The organism is Gilvimarinus sp. DA14 (assembly GCF_024204685.1).
In the GTDB taxonomy this organism is placed as follows: Bacteria; Pseudomonadota; Gammaproteobacteria; order Pseudomonadales; family Cellvibrionaceae; genus Gilvimarinus.
On record NZ_CP100350.1, the window covers coordinates 268,748 to 285,262 of the forward strand.

General features: G+C 53.4%; 13 protein-coding genes. 9 read left to right on the top strand and 4 right to left on the bottom strand.

Features of this window, described 5'->3' with window-relative positions; all coding sequences use genetic code 11:
- Positions 1 to 7: 7 nt before the first annotated feature.
- Entirely contained in the window at positions 8 to 847 is an 840-nt protein-coding gene (locus NHM04_RS01105; RefSeq protein ID WP_254265218.1) for a sugar phosphate isomerase/epimerase, read from the bottom strand.
- Positions 848 to 926: 79 nt separating this feature from the next.
- Positions 927 to 2,507 (bottom strand): rhamnogalacturonan acetylesterase, encoded by a 1,581-nt coding sequence (locus NHM04_RS01110; protein WP_254265219.1) that lies wholly within the window; start codon positions 2,505 to 2,507, stop codon positions 927 to 929.
- 591 nt (positions 2,508 to 3,098) lie between these two features.
- Here NHM04_RS01110 and NHM04_RS01115 point away from each other — a divergent pair.
- The 3 genes from NHM04_RS01115 (at position 3,099) to NHM04_RS01125 (ending at position 5,892) form a co-directional block, all read left to right on the top strand.
- Positions 3,099 to 4,154, top strand: coding sequence for a class I fructose-bisphosphate aldolase (locus tag NHM04_RS01115; protein WP_254265220.1), 1,056 nt, complete (start codon positions 3,099 to 3,101; stop codon positions 4,152 to 4,154).
- A 71-nt stretch (positions 4,155 to 4,225) separates the two neighbouring features.
- Complete coding sequence (gene kduI / locus NHM04_RS01120) at positions 4,226 to 5,065, top strand: 5-dehydro-4-deoxy-D-glucuronate isomerase (protein WP_254265221.1); 840 nt, start codon at positions 4,226 to 4,228, stop codon at positions 5,063 to 5,065.
- Positions 5,066 to 5,097: 32 nt separating this feature from the next.
- Positions 5,098 to 5,892 carry a gluconate 5-dehydrogenase gene (locus tag NHM04_RS01125; protein ID WP_254265222.1) on the top strand — a complete coding sequence of 265 codons (795 nt, stop codon included), beginning with the start codon at positions 5,098 to 5,100 and terminating at the stop codon, positions 5,890 to 5,892.
- A gap of 352 nt (positions 5,893 to 6,244) precedes the next feature.
- Here the strand turns inward: NHM04_RS01125 and NHM04_RS01130 are convergent, their stop codons facing one another.
- Together NHM04_RS01130 and NHM04_RS01135 are read right to left on the bottom strand one after the other, a co-directional pair.
- Positions 6,245 to 7,225 (bottom strand): aldo/keto reductase, encoded by a 981-nt coding sequence (locus NHM04_RS01130; protein WP_254265223.1) that lies wholly within the window; start codon positions 7,223 to 7,225, stop codon positions 6,245 to 6,247.
- A gap of 137 nt (positions 7,226 to 7,362) precedes the next feature.
- On the bottom strand, positions 7,363 to 8,430 hold the full coding sequence (locus tag NHM04_RS01135) for a beta-N-acetylglucosaminidase domain-containing protein (protein ID WP_254265224.1): 1,068 nt from the start codon (positions 8,428 to 8,430) through the stop codon (positions 7,363 to 7,365).
- Between the two features lie 313 nt (positions 8,431 to 8,743).
- On the opposite strand from NHM04_RS01135, the gene pgi reads away from it, so the two are divergent.
- The 6 genes from pgi to gap all read left to right on the top strand — a co-directional run bounded on the left by pgi (position 8,744) and on the right by gap (position 16,511).
- On the top strand, positions 8,744 to 10,390 hold the full coding sequence (gene pgi / locus NHM04_RS01140; protein ID WP_254265225.1) for a glucose-6-phosphate isomerase: 1,647 nt from the start codon (positions 8,744 to 8,746) through the stop codon (positions 10,388 to 10,390).
- Positions 10,391 to 10,710: 320 nt separating this feature from the next.
- The gene (gene edd, locus NHM04_RS01145; RefSeq protein WP_254265226.1) at positions 10,711 to 12,525 is read left to right on the top strand and encodes a phosphogluconate dehydratase; all 1,815 of its coding nucleotides are present in this window, start codon (positions 10,711 to 10,713) and stop codon (positions 12,523 to 12,525) included.
- Between the two features lie 50 nt (positions 12,526 to 12,575).
- Complete coding sequence (gene zwf, locus NHM04_RS01150) at positions 12,576 to 14,051, top strand: glucose-6-phosphate dehydrogenase (RefSeq protein WP_254265227.1); 1,476 nt, start codon at positions 12,576 to 12,578, stop codon at positions 14,049 to 14,051.
- Complete coding sequence (gene pgl, locus NHM04_RS01155; protein ID WP_254265228.1) at positions 14,051 to 14,758, top strand: 6-phosphogluconolactonase; 708 nt, start codon at positions 14,051 to 14,053, stop codon at positions 14,756 to 14,758. The genes zwf and pgl overlap by 1 nt, the downstream gene beginning before the upstream one ends.
- Before the next feature lie 33 nt (positions 14,759 to 14,791).
- Positions 14,792 to 15,424 (top strand): bifunctional 4-hydroxy-2-oxoglutarate aldolase/2-dehydro-3-deoxy-phosphogluconate aldolase, encoded by a 633-nt coding sequence (locus NHM04_RS01160; protein WP_254265229.1) that lies wholly within the window; start codon positions 14,792 to 14,794, stop codon positions 15,422 to 15,424.
- Positions 15,425 to 15,500: 76 nt separating this feature from the next.
- Positions 15,501 to 16,511 (top strand): type I glyceraldehyde-3-phosphate dehydrogenase, encoded by a 1,011-nt coding sequence (gene gap / locus NHM04_RS01165; protein ID WP_254265230.1) that lies wholly within the window; start codon positions 15,501 to 15,503, stop codon positions 16,509 to 16,511.
- The last annotated feature ends 4 nt before the right edge of the window (positions 16,512 to 16,515 follow it).

Here is a 16,515-nt window from a genome sequence, read left to right on the forward strand (position 1 = left end):
CGCTGGTTTACTCAGCGCACTGACGAAGATGCTGCAAAATACCCTGCACGTTATCCGGGTTAGTACTTTCCAGAATGGTGTGAATGCCTGGTTTGAGTTTTTGCAATTTTGCGATCAGGTGGCGGTGATCCATGTCGCCGCTACCCGAAGGCAAGTCGCCGTGTTTCAGGCCGTCTTTAATCACAAAGTCTTTGCTGTGAATCGCCACGATGCGATCGCCAAATAAATCGAAAGCCTCGTCCATTAGCGCTTGCTGTCGGTGGCATTGGTCCAGCGGGAAAAAGTTAACCGGGTCGTAAATCACCTGAACATTGGGCGAATCTACTAGCTCCAGAAGCTCCAACATTTTTTCGTAAGTGTGCACGGTATGATGGTGCGCCACACCTTCAATGCCCACAATAGTGCCGTATTTTTCGGCGGTGTCGGCCAGGCGCCGAACCGACTCCACCAACTCTAAAAATGATTCTTTTGTTCGGCTGTCTGGATGAAAAGTGCAATCGCCATTTTTTGAGCCAGTCTCGGTGCCCACAATCGCGCAGCCAAAATCCCGCGCAAAGCGCAAGTGCTCTTCAAAGCGTTTTAGCCCTTGTTCTTTGGCTACCGGGTCTGGGTGGATGGGGTTGATATAGCAGCCCAATACCGCAATGGAAATTCCCTGTGCGGCAAACGCATCGCGTACCTGATTGGCAAAGCCCGGGCTTAGTTGCCCGGGTTGCTCACCGATAAAGGGAAAGGATTTGGCGGGGGCAAGCTGTACGCAAGACGCGTCATATTGGCCGAGCCGGGCGGCGATCTCTGCGGGTGTGCCCTGGCCGTAGTCGTGTGCTCTCAGGCCCAAGTTCAGCATAGTGTTTTGTCCTATTTAATCGTTCGTCTTTGTAAAACGTTTCTGTTTTTCTGAGTGTGTTTTTTTAGCGCGTCTATTGCTATTGCAACCAGTCGGCCAGTTTATCGGCGACAATCTCGGCGGTGAACTTTGCCCCCTCGAGTGAGGTGTGGGTGTGCTCATCGGCAAAGAATGCTTCTACCTTTTCTGGGCCTAACTCGTCGTAGCGCTGGCCTACCAGTTCGTGCAGATCAATCAGTTTTACGCCGCTAATGCTCGCGACCTGGCGCGCCCATTGGGGGTAGCTGTCGTCGGGGCGGGCGATTTTATCGCCGCTGTCATCCCAGATTTTGCGGGGCACTGGGGTAAAAAGAATAGGCGTTACTCCCTGAGCCATCGCCTCGCCGATCATCTTGCGCAGGTACCAGCCGTAGGTGTGAACCGTCTCAGTTTTACCGGTCAGCATATTGTCGATGGTTTCCTGCGCTTCGCTTATGCCGTCAATGGTGCCCCGGGCGCGCTGATCGTCGTTGAGCGCTGCCGAATCATTGTGGCCGAATTGAATCAACACATAATCCCCGGGCCGGGTCATATTTAAGGCCCGTTGCCAGTGCCCGCCGGTAACAAAGGTGCGGCTGCTAAAGCCGCCAATGGCGCGATTGACCAGGTTGTAGGAATCATTCTCGAGGTAATCCCCCAGAAAATCGCCCCAGCCCCATTGGCCGCCGGCGCCATCGCCCCAGCCGTTGCGCACCGTGGAATCACCCACCATAAAAATGCTGGTTTTCTCGGGGGTGGCTACCACGGGCAGACGCAAAAAAGTCCAGTCGTAGGCGATAACCTCGCGACCTTTATCGGAATATAAATCGGCCGCCAGGGAGGGGCGCAGCCCTTTGAGCGCAGAGACAATAGTCTCGGCATGAATCTCGGCACCGGCGCCGTTAAAGTGGGTGTGATCTTTGGGGTAGAGTTCTGCCACCTTTGCGGGGCCGAGCTTTTCCAGTTTGTCGGCCACCAGGTTGGTGACATCGATAAACGGGGTTTCCAGCTCCCAGGCCAGTTGATGCATCCAGTAGCCGTACTGACCGTTGCGCCGTTCAATTCTCCCCTGGTCCCAGCGATTGCGCGCGGTTAACGACAGCAGAATCGGCGTGGCGTCTTGGGCGCGCACGTCGGCCACCATCTGGCGAATATAGTGGCCAAAGGTATAGACGGTTTCATCTTTGCCGGTCACTTGATTGGCAATATCGGTTTGCTCGTTGCCTAACCCAGGCAGTGAGCCGCGAGCGCGCCGGTCGTCATTAATTTCACCGGCATCGTTATGACCGAACTGAATCAGTACCAAGTCTCCGGATTCTACGTCTTCGATCAGCGCTTGCCATAAGCCTTCGGTGATAAAGGTTCGGCTGCTTCTGCCGCCGCGGGCGCGGTTGTTGACGGTGACTTGCTGTTCGTCAAAGTAAGATTGCAGCTGCGCCCCCCATCCCTGGTGGTCCTCTTCTTGGTAAGAGGCGGCGGTTGAGTCGCCGGCAATAAAAATGTGCGGTGGGCGCAAGTCATCGGCCAGACTGGGCTGGCTGACTAAAAGAGTTAGGACCATGGAAATAAAGAAACTGACTCGTCCCGTCCACATGCTGATTTCCTCGCGAGTTAAATGCCGGTGAATAATGCTTTTTATCATTGTCGATAGATCGGAAACGGCCAGACCAAGGCGCCGGGGTGTGTCTTATCGTGTCGCCCCTGAGTCTTGTCAGGCCAGTCTGCGGGGGTAAGACTATCATTATATGATCTTTAATGACTACAAATGGTTTAAATAGATTTTATGTGATTCTGGCAGACGCAGAATCAGCCACCTTAATAAAGCGCTTGTTAAAGGGCCACAATAAGGCTTTTCTTGAGTCGGTCCAAGCCGTACTAGTGCGGCTCAAACTCTATTTCTGCGGCGCCTGATGCCTTCTCGGCACTTTCTCATCGCCAGCCTGACATCTTATAGATTGTAGTTGATTTAAAATGATCGATAATGATAGTCTGTGATTTGTTGCTGCGTGACATCGCGATGCTCGGGTAACGAACCGTTTGCTCGGGAATATCGCTATTGCCCCTGTGGCCCAGCCCATTGTGTCTGGAGGGATTCCGCCCCTGTGTGCGAACAGTCCCTAAAGGCATTCCTACGTGCCGCGTGTATCAACGAGAAATGTTTTGACGATAACAAAAGTGTCGCAGGCAAACTTGGAAAAGTGCCCTGCGGTGACAAGATAATTGAGGTGAGAAAATGAAAGAAGACATTATAAGTTTGCTGGGCGAAGAAGCCGATTCTCTGCTAGAGCATCAATGCAAAGCGATACCCAAAGACAGCATCATTCAGCCCAGCCCGGATTATGTCGACAATATTTTTTCTGTGACCGATCGCCCCGCGCCGGTGCTGCGCAATTACCAGTCGTTGCTTTCAGTCGGTCGTTTGTCGGGTACGGGGTATATGTCTATTTTGCCCGTGGATCAGGGTATTGAGCACTCGGCGGGCGCCACTTTCGCGCCCAACCCGATCTATTTTGACCCGCAAAATATTGTCGAGCTGGCGATAGAAGGTGGCTGCAATGCGGTGGCGTCTACCCTGGGTGGTTTGGGTTCGGTAGCACGGCGCTACGCTCATAAAATTCCTTTTATTGTAAAGCTCAATCACAACGACGCGATGGTGTATCCCTCCAGTTACGATCAGCGCTTATTTGGCCAGGTGCGCCAAGCCTATGATATGGGCGCCGTTGGTATTGGCGCGACGGTGTATTTCGGCTCTGAGAGTTCACGTCGTCAATTGCAGGAAATTTCCGAAGCGTTTCAGCAGGCTCACGAGCTGGGTATGGTGACGATTCTGTGGTGCTACTTGCGTAACGATGGTTTTAAAACGGCTGACGGAGATTTTCACTTGGCGGCCGATTTGACCGGCCAGGCGAATCACTTGGGCGTGACCATTCAAGCGGACATTATTAAGCAAAAAACGGCGGAAACTAACGGTGGTTTTAATGCCGTTAAAGTGGGTAAAACGCACCCTAAGGTATACGGTGAGTTAACCACCGAGCATCCTATTGATCTGGGGCGTTATCAGGTTGCCAACTGCTATATGGGTCGTGTTGGGTTGATCAATTCCGGTGGCGCCTCAACCGGTGAGGGCGACTTTTCCGAGGCGGTTCGCACCGCGGTCATTAACAAGCGCGCCGGCGGTATGGGGCTGATATCCGGTCGCAAGGCGTTTCAGCGCCCGTTCGCCGATGGTGTGAAGCTGCTGCACACTATTCAGGATGTGTACTTGGATAAAAGCATATCCATTGCCTGATTGTTTTCCGGTTGAAATCTGAATGCATGCGCGGGTCGTTTTTTTGGCTCGCCGGAAAAAGGTGATTTGTTATGAATATTATTGAAGAACGCTACGCGGTTCATCGGGACGACTTCAAGTTTTACGATACCGAAATGCTGCGCCAGCACTTTTTGATCAAAAAAGTGTTTGCGCCCGATCAAGTGTTGTTTGTCTACACCCATTACGAGCGCGTGATGGTCGGCGGTGCTATGCCCGTTAAGGAAAAGGTAGCGCTTGAGCCCGTCTATCAACAAAAAGCCAGCCACTTTCTCGAGCGCCGTGAGCTGGGCGCGATTAATGTGGGCGGTAAAGGCTCGATTACTGTCGATGGTGAGGTTTTTGAGTTGGATACCAAAGAGGCGCTCTATATTGGTCGGGGCGCTAAAGATGTTGAGTTTGCCAGTGCCGACCCGGCTCAGCCGGCTAAGTTTTATATGAACTCTGCGCCGGCGCATCACGCTTACCCCCATAAAAAAGTGGGTATGTCAGACGCCAAGGTTCTGGAACTGGGTTCGTCGGAAACCTGCAACGAGCGGCGTATTAATCAGTTGTTAATTAACGAAGTAGTTGAAACTTGTCAGCTGCAAATGGGGATGACCGAGCTGCAGCCTGGCAGTATTTGGAACACCATGCCAGTACACACTCACAGCCGACGCATGGAGGCCTACTTTTATTTCAATGTTCCCGATGAGCAGGCGGTGTGTCACTTTATGGGGCCGGCCGAGCAAACCCGTCATATCTGGGTGGGTAACGAGCAGGCAGTAGTGTCGCCGCCCTGGTCCATGCACTCGGGGGTGGGCACCGCTAACTACACGTTTATCTGGGGCATGGCGGGTGAGAACCTCGACTATACCGATATGGACTTTCATAAACCCCATACCCTGAAATAATTTTAAACGCGAACTTAATATCAGGTGGCATTATGTCCAGCGAACTATTTTCCCTTAAAGGTAAGACGGCACTGATCACTGGGGCGACTCACGGTATTGGTATGGCAATGGCGATGGGTTTGGGTAAAGCGGGCGCAAAAATTGTTATTAACGGTCGCTCGTCTCAGGAGAAAATTGATCGCGCGGTAGAAACCTATCAAGCCGCAGGGGTCGAAGCCTATGGTTATCGTTTTGATGTGACCGACGAGGACCAAGTAGTAGTGGCGGTCGATAAAATTGAGCAAGAAGTAGGGCCTGTCGATATCCTGGTGAATAACGCCGGCATTATAAAAAGAGTTCCACTCTTGGATATGCCGGTGGCCGATTTTGAAGAAGTTATCAAAACCGACTTAACCGGTGTGTTTACCATGACCCGCCCGGTAGCGCGAAAAATGGTTGAGCGTCGCGCCGGCAAGATTATTAATATTTGCTCAATGATGAGCGAGCTGGGGCGCAACTCGGTAGGAGCATACGCCGCTGCCAAAGGCGGACTGAAAATGCTGACCCGCAATATGGCCACCGAGTGGGCCAAACACAATGTTCAGGTCAACGGTATCGGCCCCGGCTATTTTGCCACCAGCCAGACCGAACCCATTCGGGTGGACGGTCACCCGATGAATGATTTTATTATCAACCGTACACCCGCCAGCAAGTGGGGTGACCCCGACGATTTGCAGGGCGCAGCCATTTTTCTTGCCAGTAACGCCAGTAATTTCGTAACCGGCCAGGTCGTGTATGTCGACGGCGGCATTCTCGCCACCATCGGTCGGCCAGCAGGTGAGGACTAGACGCTGTTGCCCGTCAAAAAGGCTGAATGCTCAAGCCGACTCTATTGAAGGTGCTCCCACAGAGGATCAACCTATGTGGGAGAGTGAGGGGTGGGGCGTCGGAGGTCTGATGTCTGACGCGGAACCTAAGTAAAAAGGTGAGCGGGTTTTTATTCGCCGACCTGAACCCGTCAACCTTTTCTTTTATTTCCCGCTCACCGTCAACCGTTCTCCATTTCTATTCCCATCCGACATCCGACACGATAGCGTTCTGCGTGAAACGGAATTTTATTCGTGCACCGTATCCCGTCAGCCGTTCCCCACATTTATCAGCGTCAGACGTCCGACCTCAGACGTCTGACGTTTATTCATACTAATAAACCCCGCGAATATGCGCCGCAACTTCGTTTTGGTAAAACGCCTTGAGCTCTTCGTGCAGCGATTGCGGCAGCGAAGGCAGTTCACTGACTTTAGCGTTTTCCAGCACTTGTTCGGCGCGGCTGGCGCCGGGAATAATGGTGGTAACGGCAGGGTGGTCGAGAATCCAGCGCATGGCCATTTGCGCGGTGGTGTAGCCCTCTGGGGTTAGCTCTTTCACTCGCTCGGCCAGTTCAACGCCTTTTACAAAGGGAATGCCAGCGAAGGTTTCTCCCACATTAAACGCTTCACCGTCTTTGTTGAAGTTGCGATGATCAGTTTTATCAAATTGAGTATCGGGTTTAAATTTACCGCTCAGCAGGCCACTGGCCAGAGGCAGGCGTGCAATAATGCCAATATCTTTTTCATCGGCAATTGGCAGCAGTTCTTCTACCAGTTTCTGACGGAAGATATTAAAAATAACCTGCAGTGAGCTCAGGTCGTCGTGTTGCGCGCAAATCAGGCCTTCTTCAACAGTTTCTACACTGGCACCAAAGTACTGAATGTGTTTTTCCTGTTGCACGGTGCGCAGCCAGTCGAAAATTTCACCGCGCTGCATCACTTCGGTGGGAATACAGTGCAGCTGAATTAAGTCGATACAATCGGTTTGCAGTCGGTCCTGGGCGCGCTTAAGGCTGTCGCGCAAATCGGTCAGTGAGTAGCCGTCGGGGTAGGTGCCGGCGCCGCGCCCGTACTTGGTGGCAATATAAGGTTTGTTTGCCAGGCCCTGGGTGTGTTCGCCTACATAGGTTTCACTTTGTCCGGCGCCGTAGACATCGGCGGTATCGTAAAAATTAATCTTGGCTTCTTGGGCGGCATTAAATATGGCGTCGACGTTACTGCGCTCAATAGGGCCGAAATCGCCGCCCAGCTGCCAGCAGCCGAGACCGACTTCGCTGATTTTAAAGTCTGTGTTGCCGAGGGTTCGGGTTTTCATAGTCTCTCCTTGCAGTGAGTTTTCGCCGTGTTTCCGGCGATTAGTCAGTTATGCTACCACGACCGGTGTGACAGCTATGGTTCTTAACATTCTTTTAAATAGTGAATGTGCTCATAGGTTACTTGGCGCGAGCAGTGTTATTCGGTGAGGCAGGCCGGGTCAAAGGTATACTCGCCCCTGAGCCAGGCGATGATTTCGCGCGCAGCTTCGTGTTCGCTGAGAGGTTCATATCTTTTCAGCAGGCGCAGCCGTTCGCTATCGCCCAAATTGTTCAGTCCTTGTTGCGCGAAAAAATCCGCATCTTGCGCTAAAACGACCGCAAGTGGGTGGGGGAGGGTATGCTGCAGAGCGGATTCTAAGGTGGTGGGGCCGCCCTGCGTCACTCCCTGTGCAAGTGCGCATAGCGCCGGTAAAGACAGAGCAAACTGATTCATTGGGTTGGCGGCAATGCCGGCGATAGCGTCACGGTTGTGAAAGCGGCTGGCCTCTGGTGGTTGCAGATATAAATGTTTGGATTTTATCGCGCCATCATTGACCGGATAGTTATCCCAAAGAAAAGGTTTACGCCCTAGCTGATGGGCGGTTGCTTCGAGGTGCGCGAGTGGATAAGTCTCTGAGCATACTTTAGGGCCGGTCCAGAATATCTCTATGCTCGGGTCGAGCTCGCGCCCGAGTTGTGTCAGATAGCCTTTGGGGCGAGCGCCGAAGACTTTATCGAGCACAGGGTCATCGGAATAATAAGTGGGGCACAGCAATATCGTGCCGGCAGTGCTGCGTTGTGCTGCGCGGTGCGCAAGTTCGGCCTGGCGCTTGGCAAGGCCGGGTATATCACCGCGCATATCGTCGAAAAACAGGCCCAGCCAGTTCGGATCTAGCTCGTTGATTCGTTTTATTTTTCTATCCAGGGCGTCTGTGTCAGCCTCGCCGCTGGCACTGCACAAATCCAGCGGACTGAGCCCCAGGCCAAAGCTGATGCCCGCGGTGCGATAAGTGGCGCGCAACTGCTGCAGGGCCAGCCAGTCGTCGGCCGGCCAGTGCTCGCGCCACCGGCTGCGCAGATGACGGTCGGATTTCGGCGCGTAGAGGTAAAAATCAAACCCTTCGCGGCGCATAAAACTCGCCAAGCGCTGGCGCTGCTCCCAGCTCCAGCTGCGGCCGAAAAAGCCTTCAAGAATACCGATCGGTGGGGGGGCTGTCTGAGTCATAGCGCTAGCTTAATGGCTTTGTGGTGTCTTAGGAAGAGGCTGGGTACGTCTAAGTTTTACTGTAATTTCAATGACCTGTAGCGCTTAAGAAAGGAGCGAAGAGGGCGAGTCAGATTGACACAAAGGCCCTAGATGCCTATGATAGCCGCCTTTTTGCACCGCACTGCACCTTCGTTGGCGCTTCTTTGCGCTGGCACTTAATACACCAATAGGTAAACACGTCTGGCGCACCAACTTGGAGCGTCAATCTTAAGGGCGTGGCAGTGTGGGAGTCCACCTAAACATGACTGTAATAGAGGATGCGGAGTAACTCATGCCCAGCCGTACCGAATTGACTACCTGGCAAGCACTTCAGGCTCATGCGAGCGAAATGAGCAAACGTCACATGAGTGACCTTTTTGACGAAGACGATCTTCGATTTGCCAAATTTTCCCTCCAAGCCCCCAATATACTGCTCGACTACTCCAAAAACCTCATCACCGAAGAAACCCGCACCAAGCTGCTCGATCTGGCAGAAGCCTGCGAAGTAGAATCCTTCCGCGACAAAATGTTTGCCGGTGAAAAAATCAACCGCACCGAAGACCGCGCTGTGTTGCATGTCGCGCTGCGTGATCAGTCGGGTGAGGCTCTGGAAATTGATGGCGAAGATGTTCGCTCGCAAGTAAAGCACGAGCTTGAGCGCATGAAGTCGCTGGTGGCGCAGGTGCGCAGTGGCGACTGGCGTGGTTATACCGGCAAGGAAATGACCGACATCGTCAGCATCGGCATTGGTGGCTCCAATCTGGGCCCATTAATGGTCACAGAAGCGCTGTCCGCCTACGGCGATGGGCGCTTGAACGTGCACTATGTGTCAAACGTAGATGGCTTCCAGATTGCCGATACCCTGCGCGATCTCGATCCCGAAACCACCTTGTTTGTGGTCGCCTCGAAAACCTTTACTACACTGGAAACCATGACCAACGCGCGCTCGGCGGAGTCCTGGTTCCTGGATAAAGCTAAAGACAAGAGCTTTATCAATCGCCATTTTATTGCTGTGTCCTCAAACCGCGAAAAAGCCACCGAGTTTGGGGTCGCCGAAGAAAATATCTTCGATATGTGGGACTGGGTCGGCGGCCGCTTCTCGCTGTGGTCTGCGATCGGCTTGCCCATCGCTCTGAACTTGGGCTTTGAAATTTTCGAAGAGCTACTCGAAGGCGCCTTTGAAATGGACCAGCACTTTCGCACCGCGCCTTTGGCGAAAAACGCACCGGTTATGCTGGCGCTGATGGGTGTGTGGAACAACAACTTCCTGGGCCGTAAGGCACATGCGCTGTTGCCGTATGATCAGTGTCTGCACCGTTTGCCGGCTTATATGCAGCAGGCCGAAATGGAAAGTAACGGCAAGAGCGTTAACTGGGCCGGTGAGCGCATCGACTATTCCAGTGTGCCACTGATTTGGGGTGAAGTTGGTATTAATGGCCAGCACGCTTTCTATCAGTGTCTGCACCAGGGGACTCAAGTGGTACCAGCGGACTTTATCGGCTCGGTAGAGCCGTCTCTTGCCGTTAAAGGCCACCACGACGCGCTGATGGCCAACTTCTTTGCTCAGTCTGAAGCGATGATGCGCGGTATTACCGCCGAGCAGGTGCGCGAAGAGCTGACCGCCAAAGGCATGTCGCCCGAGCGCATTGAAGAGGTTGTGCCACATAAAGTGCACGAGGGTAACCGCCCCACCAATACCATTTTGATGCAGAAGGTAAGCGCTCGTTCGCTGGGTTCATTGATTGCACTGTACGAGCACAAGATCTTCGTTCAGGGCATTATTTGGGAGGTTCACTCCTTCGATCAGTGGGGCGTAGAGCTGGGTAAAGTTCTGGCCAATGGTATTCAGGCGGAGTTGGCCGCCGATGCCGAGATCGATGCAAAGCATGATGCCTCGACCCGCAATCTGATAGAATATTACAAAAATGCGCGGCCGTAAGGCCCGCCAGACCCTGACACAGGGCACACAAAGGGGCCGTTAGTGCCCCGCAAAGCGATACCGCGGCACAGCCCTAGTGCCGGGGTGTCGTTTTATTGTTTTTGCGCCGCTGATTTGACGGCCTTAAACGAGATTAAAAAGCAAGTCCAAGGCGTTATAAACGCCCGGCCATATTAGAGCGAAAAGCCCCATGGCCACCGCGCAAATTAGCGTGGGTTTGAGGAGAGAGTGACACACTATAGCCACACAAACGGCCTAGATTGGGGATTAACCCGGCGCGCCGCTTGTATTTCTGAGCATACTGGATCAGTGGTAACGAAATGACCGATAGCAAAATTGCTGCAATTACCGACCGAATAATCGAAAAAAGCCGTGCAACGCGCGAGGCCTATCTGGCCAAGATTGAGCGCGGACGCTCCAATGGCCCGGCCCGCAAGCGTTTGTCCTGCGGTAATCTGGCGCACGGCTTTGCCGCCTGTGGCTCTTCAGACAAACAGGCACTGGCTGAAGGCGACGCCCCCAACCTGGGGATTGTCTCGGCCTACAATGAAATGCTGTCGGCCCACGAGCCCTATCACAGTTACCCAGATTTAATTAAAAAAGCCGCCCACGGTGTGGGTATGACGGCGCAGTTTGCCGGTGGTGTACCGGCCATGTGCGACGGCGTAACTCAGGGTCGTGACGGCATGGATTTGTCGCTGTTTTCGCGCGATGTGATTGCCATGGCGACGGCCATTGCCCTGTCGCACGATATGTTCGACGGCGCTATGTGCCTTGGGATCTGCGATAAAATTGTTCCTGGGCTAACCATCGGTGCGCTGTCTTTTGGCCAGCTGCCAATTATATTCATTCCCGCAGGTCCCATGACGCCCGGCTTACCAAATGCCGAGAAAGTGCGCGTGCGTCAGTTGTTTGCCGAGGGCAAAGTGGGCCGCAAAGAACTGCTGGAAGCCGAAAGTGCCTCCTACCACAGCGCCGGTACCTGTACCTTTTACGGCACCGCAAATTCGAACCAGATGCTGATGGAGATTATGGGGCTGCACCTGCCCGGCAGCTCGTTTGTAAACCCGGGTACGCCACTGCGTGACGCGCTGACCGAAGCGGCCGTGCAGCAGTTGGCCAAGATTACTACCCACGGCAACTACACTCCCATGGCCGAGATTGTGGATGAAAAAGCTGTGGTTAACGGCATGGTGGGGCTGCTGGCTACCGGCGGTTCTACTAACCACGCGATTCACTTAATGGCTATGGCACGTGCGGCCGGTGTGGTGGTTGACTGGCGCGATCTGTCAGAACTGTCCGATGCGGTGCCGTTGATGTGCCGTATCTACCCCAATGGCCTCGCGGATATTAACCGCTTTCAGGCGGTGGGCGGCATGGGCTATTTGATGCGCGAGCTGCGCGATGCCGGAATTTTGCACAACGATGTCAAAACAGTGATGGGCGAGGGCGGTTTAGAGCCCTACACCAAAGAGCCTTTCCTGGAAGACGACAAGCTGGTTTGGCGCGATGCGCCGAAAGACAGTTTGGACGATGGTGTGCTGCGCCCGCCGAAAGCGGCGTTTAGCCCCACCGGTGGCATGAAGCTGCTTACCGGCAACCTGGGTCGCTGTGTAATCAAAGTATCGGCGGTCAAGCCCGAGCACCGTCATGTCAAAGCGCCCGCTATTGTGTTTCACACCCAAGAGGCTCTGCAGCAGGCTTTTAAAGCGGGTGAGCTGGATAAAGACTTTATTGCCGTGGTCCGCTTTCAAGGCCCCAAAGCTTGCGGTATGCCCGAGCTGCACAAGTTAACGCCGCCTTTGGGTGTGCTGCAAGATCGTGGCTACAAAGTGGCACTGGTGACTGACGGCCGTATGTCCGGGGCGTCGGGTAAGATTCCGGCCGCGATCCACCTGACCCCAGAAGCTCTGGATAAAGGGCCAATCGGTCTGGTGCGCGACGGCGATATTGTCGAAGTGGATGCCGAAAACGGCGTGCTGCAACTGCACGTTGATGACGCCGAGTTGCAGGCTCGCGAACACGCCGAGTGCGATCTCTCACCGAGCCATGAAGGCATGGGCCGCGAGCTGTTTGCACCGCTGCGCCAAACCGTGGGTTCGGCCGAAGAGGGCGCCACCGTTTTTCGCTGGTAAGAGTGAAACGGATACAGGCGTAAAAAATTTAGAACGAGTGGGATTTATTAATGCAAAAGCCTTTTGATTTTGTCATTTTTGGGGGCGCGGGTGATCTGGCTCTGCGCAAATTGATTCCGGCTTGGTACCGCGCGTACCGCGAGGGCCAGATGCCGAAGGGCTCGCGGATTTTCGGTACCGTGCGTCGCCACGAGCAGGCCGAAGGCTATCGCGAAATGGTGCGTGAAGCCGCCTACAGCTACCTGCGCGATGACGAAATCGATAATGACACCTGGAAAGAGTTTGAAGAATGTGTTCACGGTGTTTATATCAATATCACCGAGCTGGACGAGCACTGGCATTCGCTGGCAAAAACCCTCGAAGAGGGTAACGAAGAGCGCGTTTTTTACATGGCAACGCCGCCAGCGGTATTTTCCGAGTGCTGCAAAAACATTCACGATGCCGGAATGATTACCCCCACCTCGCGCGTGGTGGTAGAAAAGCCGCTGGGTTACGACGCCAAGTCGGCCGATTCCATTAACGCCGATATCGCCCAGTACTTCGAAGAAAACGCGATTTTCCGTATCGATCACTACCTGGGTAAAGAAACCGTTCAAAACCTGCTGGCGCTGCGGTTTACTAACTGTATTTTCGAACACCTGTGGGATTCCAAATCTATTGACCACGTGGAAATCAGTATTTCCGAGACTGTAGGTTTGGAAAGTCGTGCCGGTTTTTACGACGATGCCGGCGCTCTGCGAGATATGGTGCAGAACCATTTGATGCAGCTGTTGTGCTTGGTCGCCATGGAGCCGCCGAGCAAGTTAAACGCTGACAGCATTCGCACCGAAAAATTGAAGGTGTTGGACGCCTTACGCCCCTTGGTGGGTGACGATGTGGCTAAAAATACCGTGCGCGGTCAGTATGTGGCCGGTGAAATGGGCGGCAAGCAGGTGCAAGGTTATTTGGACGAGCTGGGCAAAGACAGTAACACCGAAACCTTTGTTGCGATTCGCGCGCACATTGATAACTGGCGCTGGTCTAACGTGCCTTTTTACCTGCGTACCGGCAAGCGTTTAAAGCAGCGCTGCGCAGAAATTATCATTCAGTACAAAACCCCGACCCATCATATCTATCCCGATTCTGCAGGGGCCATGATCCCCAACCGTTTGGTCATCCAGTTGCAGCCGGACGAGCGTGTGCAGATGATCGTTACCTCCAACAATCTGGAAAAACACGATGCCGAACTGGTGCCGGGCGTGATGGATTTGGGGCTGACCGATCGCTATGAAAAATTCTACTCGGACGCTTACAAGCGGTTGATGTTGGACGCTGCGGCCAATAACCCGGCGCTGTTTATTCACCGCAATGAGGTAGACGCGGCCTGGAACTGGATCGACCCCATTATCGAAGCCTGGCAACGCCCTGAAAACAAACCTAAGCCCTATGCGTCGGGCAGTTGGGGGCCGAAAGAATCCGAAGACTTGCTGCGCACCGATGGCAGCGCTTGGTTTAATGCAGGCGATAACATTTTAGGAGAATGCTAATGGCTGTCACAGAGCGCTTTTTTGACTCGCGTGAAGAAATGATCGATGCGGTATTTGATCACACTATCGGCGCATTAAAAGAAGCCATTGAAAAAGGTGATGGTGCCAGCTTTTTGGTGTCTGGCGGCAGTTCTCCGGCGCCCATCTATAAGCGTTTATCCGAAGCCGACTTGGATTGGAATCAAATAAAGGTCGCCCTGGTGGACGAGCGCTGGGTTGATTTTGATCACGATAAAAGCAACGAAGCCTTTATTGTAAAAACTTTGCTGCAAAATAACGCCGCCAACGCCAAGCTGATTGGTATGAAAAATACCAGTGATACTGCAGCTGCCGGGCTGGCGCAGTGTGAAGCGGCTTATCACACTTTGCCATCACCGTTTGACGTTACGGTGCTGGGCATGGGGCCGGATGGCCATACCGCCTCTTTGTTTCCGCACGCCCAGGGGCTTGCCGAGGCGTTAGAAACAAAAAACCTCTGTAGTGCTATTACCGCTATTAAAAGTGAGGTGACCGGCGATTGCACCGAGCGTATGACCTTGTCGCTAAATGGCATTGTCAATTCGCGCCATGTGCTGCTGCTGATTTCTGGCGAGGAAAAACTCGCCACCTATCGCGAGGCCCTTGAAGGCGATGATGTGGCTGCCATGCCCGTGCGTGCAGTGCTCAACCAGCAGGACGTAGCGGTAACCGTTTATTGGGCTCCCTAAGAGCAACAAACATTTGAATGTGAGGACAGATACGTGGGTTTATCCATTGATGAGATAGTAAAGGTTGCACCGGTCGTGCCGGTGATGGTTATTGAAAACCTGGAAGACGCGGTACCTCTGGCGCGCGCGCTGTACAACGGCGGCTTGAAAGTGCTCGAGATTACCCTGCGTACCCCCGTGGCACTGGATGCTATTAAAGCCATGGTGAGTGAGCTGCCGGAAGACGCTGTAATTGGCTCAGGCACAGTGGTTACTCCCGAAGACCTGCAAGCCTCGGTAGACGCTGGAGCCAAGTTTATGGTGAGCCCTGGCACTACGCCCGCACTGATTGAAGCGGCCAAAAAATGTCCTGTACCGCTGTTGCCGGGCATTGCCACGCCTTCAGAGGCGATGAACTTGTACACCCAGGGCTTTACTCACATGAAGTTCTTCCCCGCAGAAGCGGCAGGCGGTGTACCCATGGTGAAGTCTATCGGCGGACCTCTGCCACAGATTACCTTCTGCCCCACTGGCGGTATTAATTTAGAAAAGGCGCCGACTTACCTGGCGCTGCCCAACGTTGCATGTGTGGGTGGCACTTGGATGGCACCAAAAAACCTGATCGCGGAGAAAAAGTGGGACGAAATTGAAACCCTCGCCCGCCAGGCGGCCAGTCTCGAGCGTTAATCGAGACTTTTTTATTTACGAGTGAGTTAGCAATTGCCGGTAAGCCCGGCAACGTCAATTGACAGGAGAGAAACACATGACCATTAAAGTAGCTATTAACGGTTACGGACGTATTGGCCGCAATGTGCTGCGTGCACTGTATGAGTCTGGCTACCGCGATCGCATTCAGGTTGTTGCGGTAAATGATTTGGGTGATGCTGAGCTGAATGCCCACCTGACCAAGTACGATTCAGTGCACGGCCGTTTCCCCGGCGAAGTATCCGTTAGTGGCGACAAAATGATCGTTAACGGCGACGAAATCCAAATTACCGCTGAGCGCAACCCCGCCGATTTGCCCTGGGGCAAACTGGGCGTTGACGTGGTTTACGAGTGCACCGGTATTTTCACCAGTCGTGACAAAGCCAAGTCTCATTTAGAAGCGGGCGCTAAGAAAGTTATTATTTCTGCTCCGGGCACCGATGTAGATGCCACCGTAGTTTACGGCGTAAACAACGACGTGCTGAAAGCGTCTGATGAAATCATTTCAAACGCATCTTGCACTACTAACTGCCTGGCCCCTGTAGCGAAAGTTCTGAATGACAAGTTTGGTATTGAGCAGGGCTCTATGACCACCATTCACGCCTACACTAATGATCAGCACCTGAGCGATGTATTCCACAAAGATATTTATCGCGCACGTTCTGCCACTCAGTCTATGATTCCGACCTCTACCGGTGCCGCCCGCGCCGTTGGCCTGGTGCTGCCCGAGCTGAACGGCAAGCTGGACGGTATGTCTGTTCGTGTGCCGACCATCAACGTATCTCTGGTTGATTTGAACGTGCTGGTTAAAGAAGACGTTACCGTTGAGCAGGTTAACGCGGCGATGAAAGAAGCGGCCGAAAAGGAAATGCCTGGTGTGTTGGTTTACAACGATGAGCCTCTGGTATCTATCGACTTTAACCACCATCCCGCGTCTTCAAACTTTGACTCTAAGCAAACCAAAGTAATGGGCGGCCGCTGGGTAAAAATTATGTCCTGGTATGACAACGAGTGGGGCTTCTCCAATCGTATGCTGGACAACACCATCGCACTGATGAACGCCAAGTAAGAAA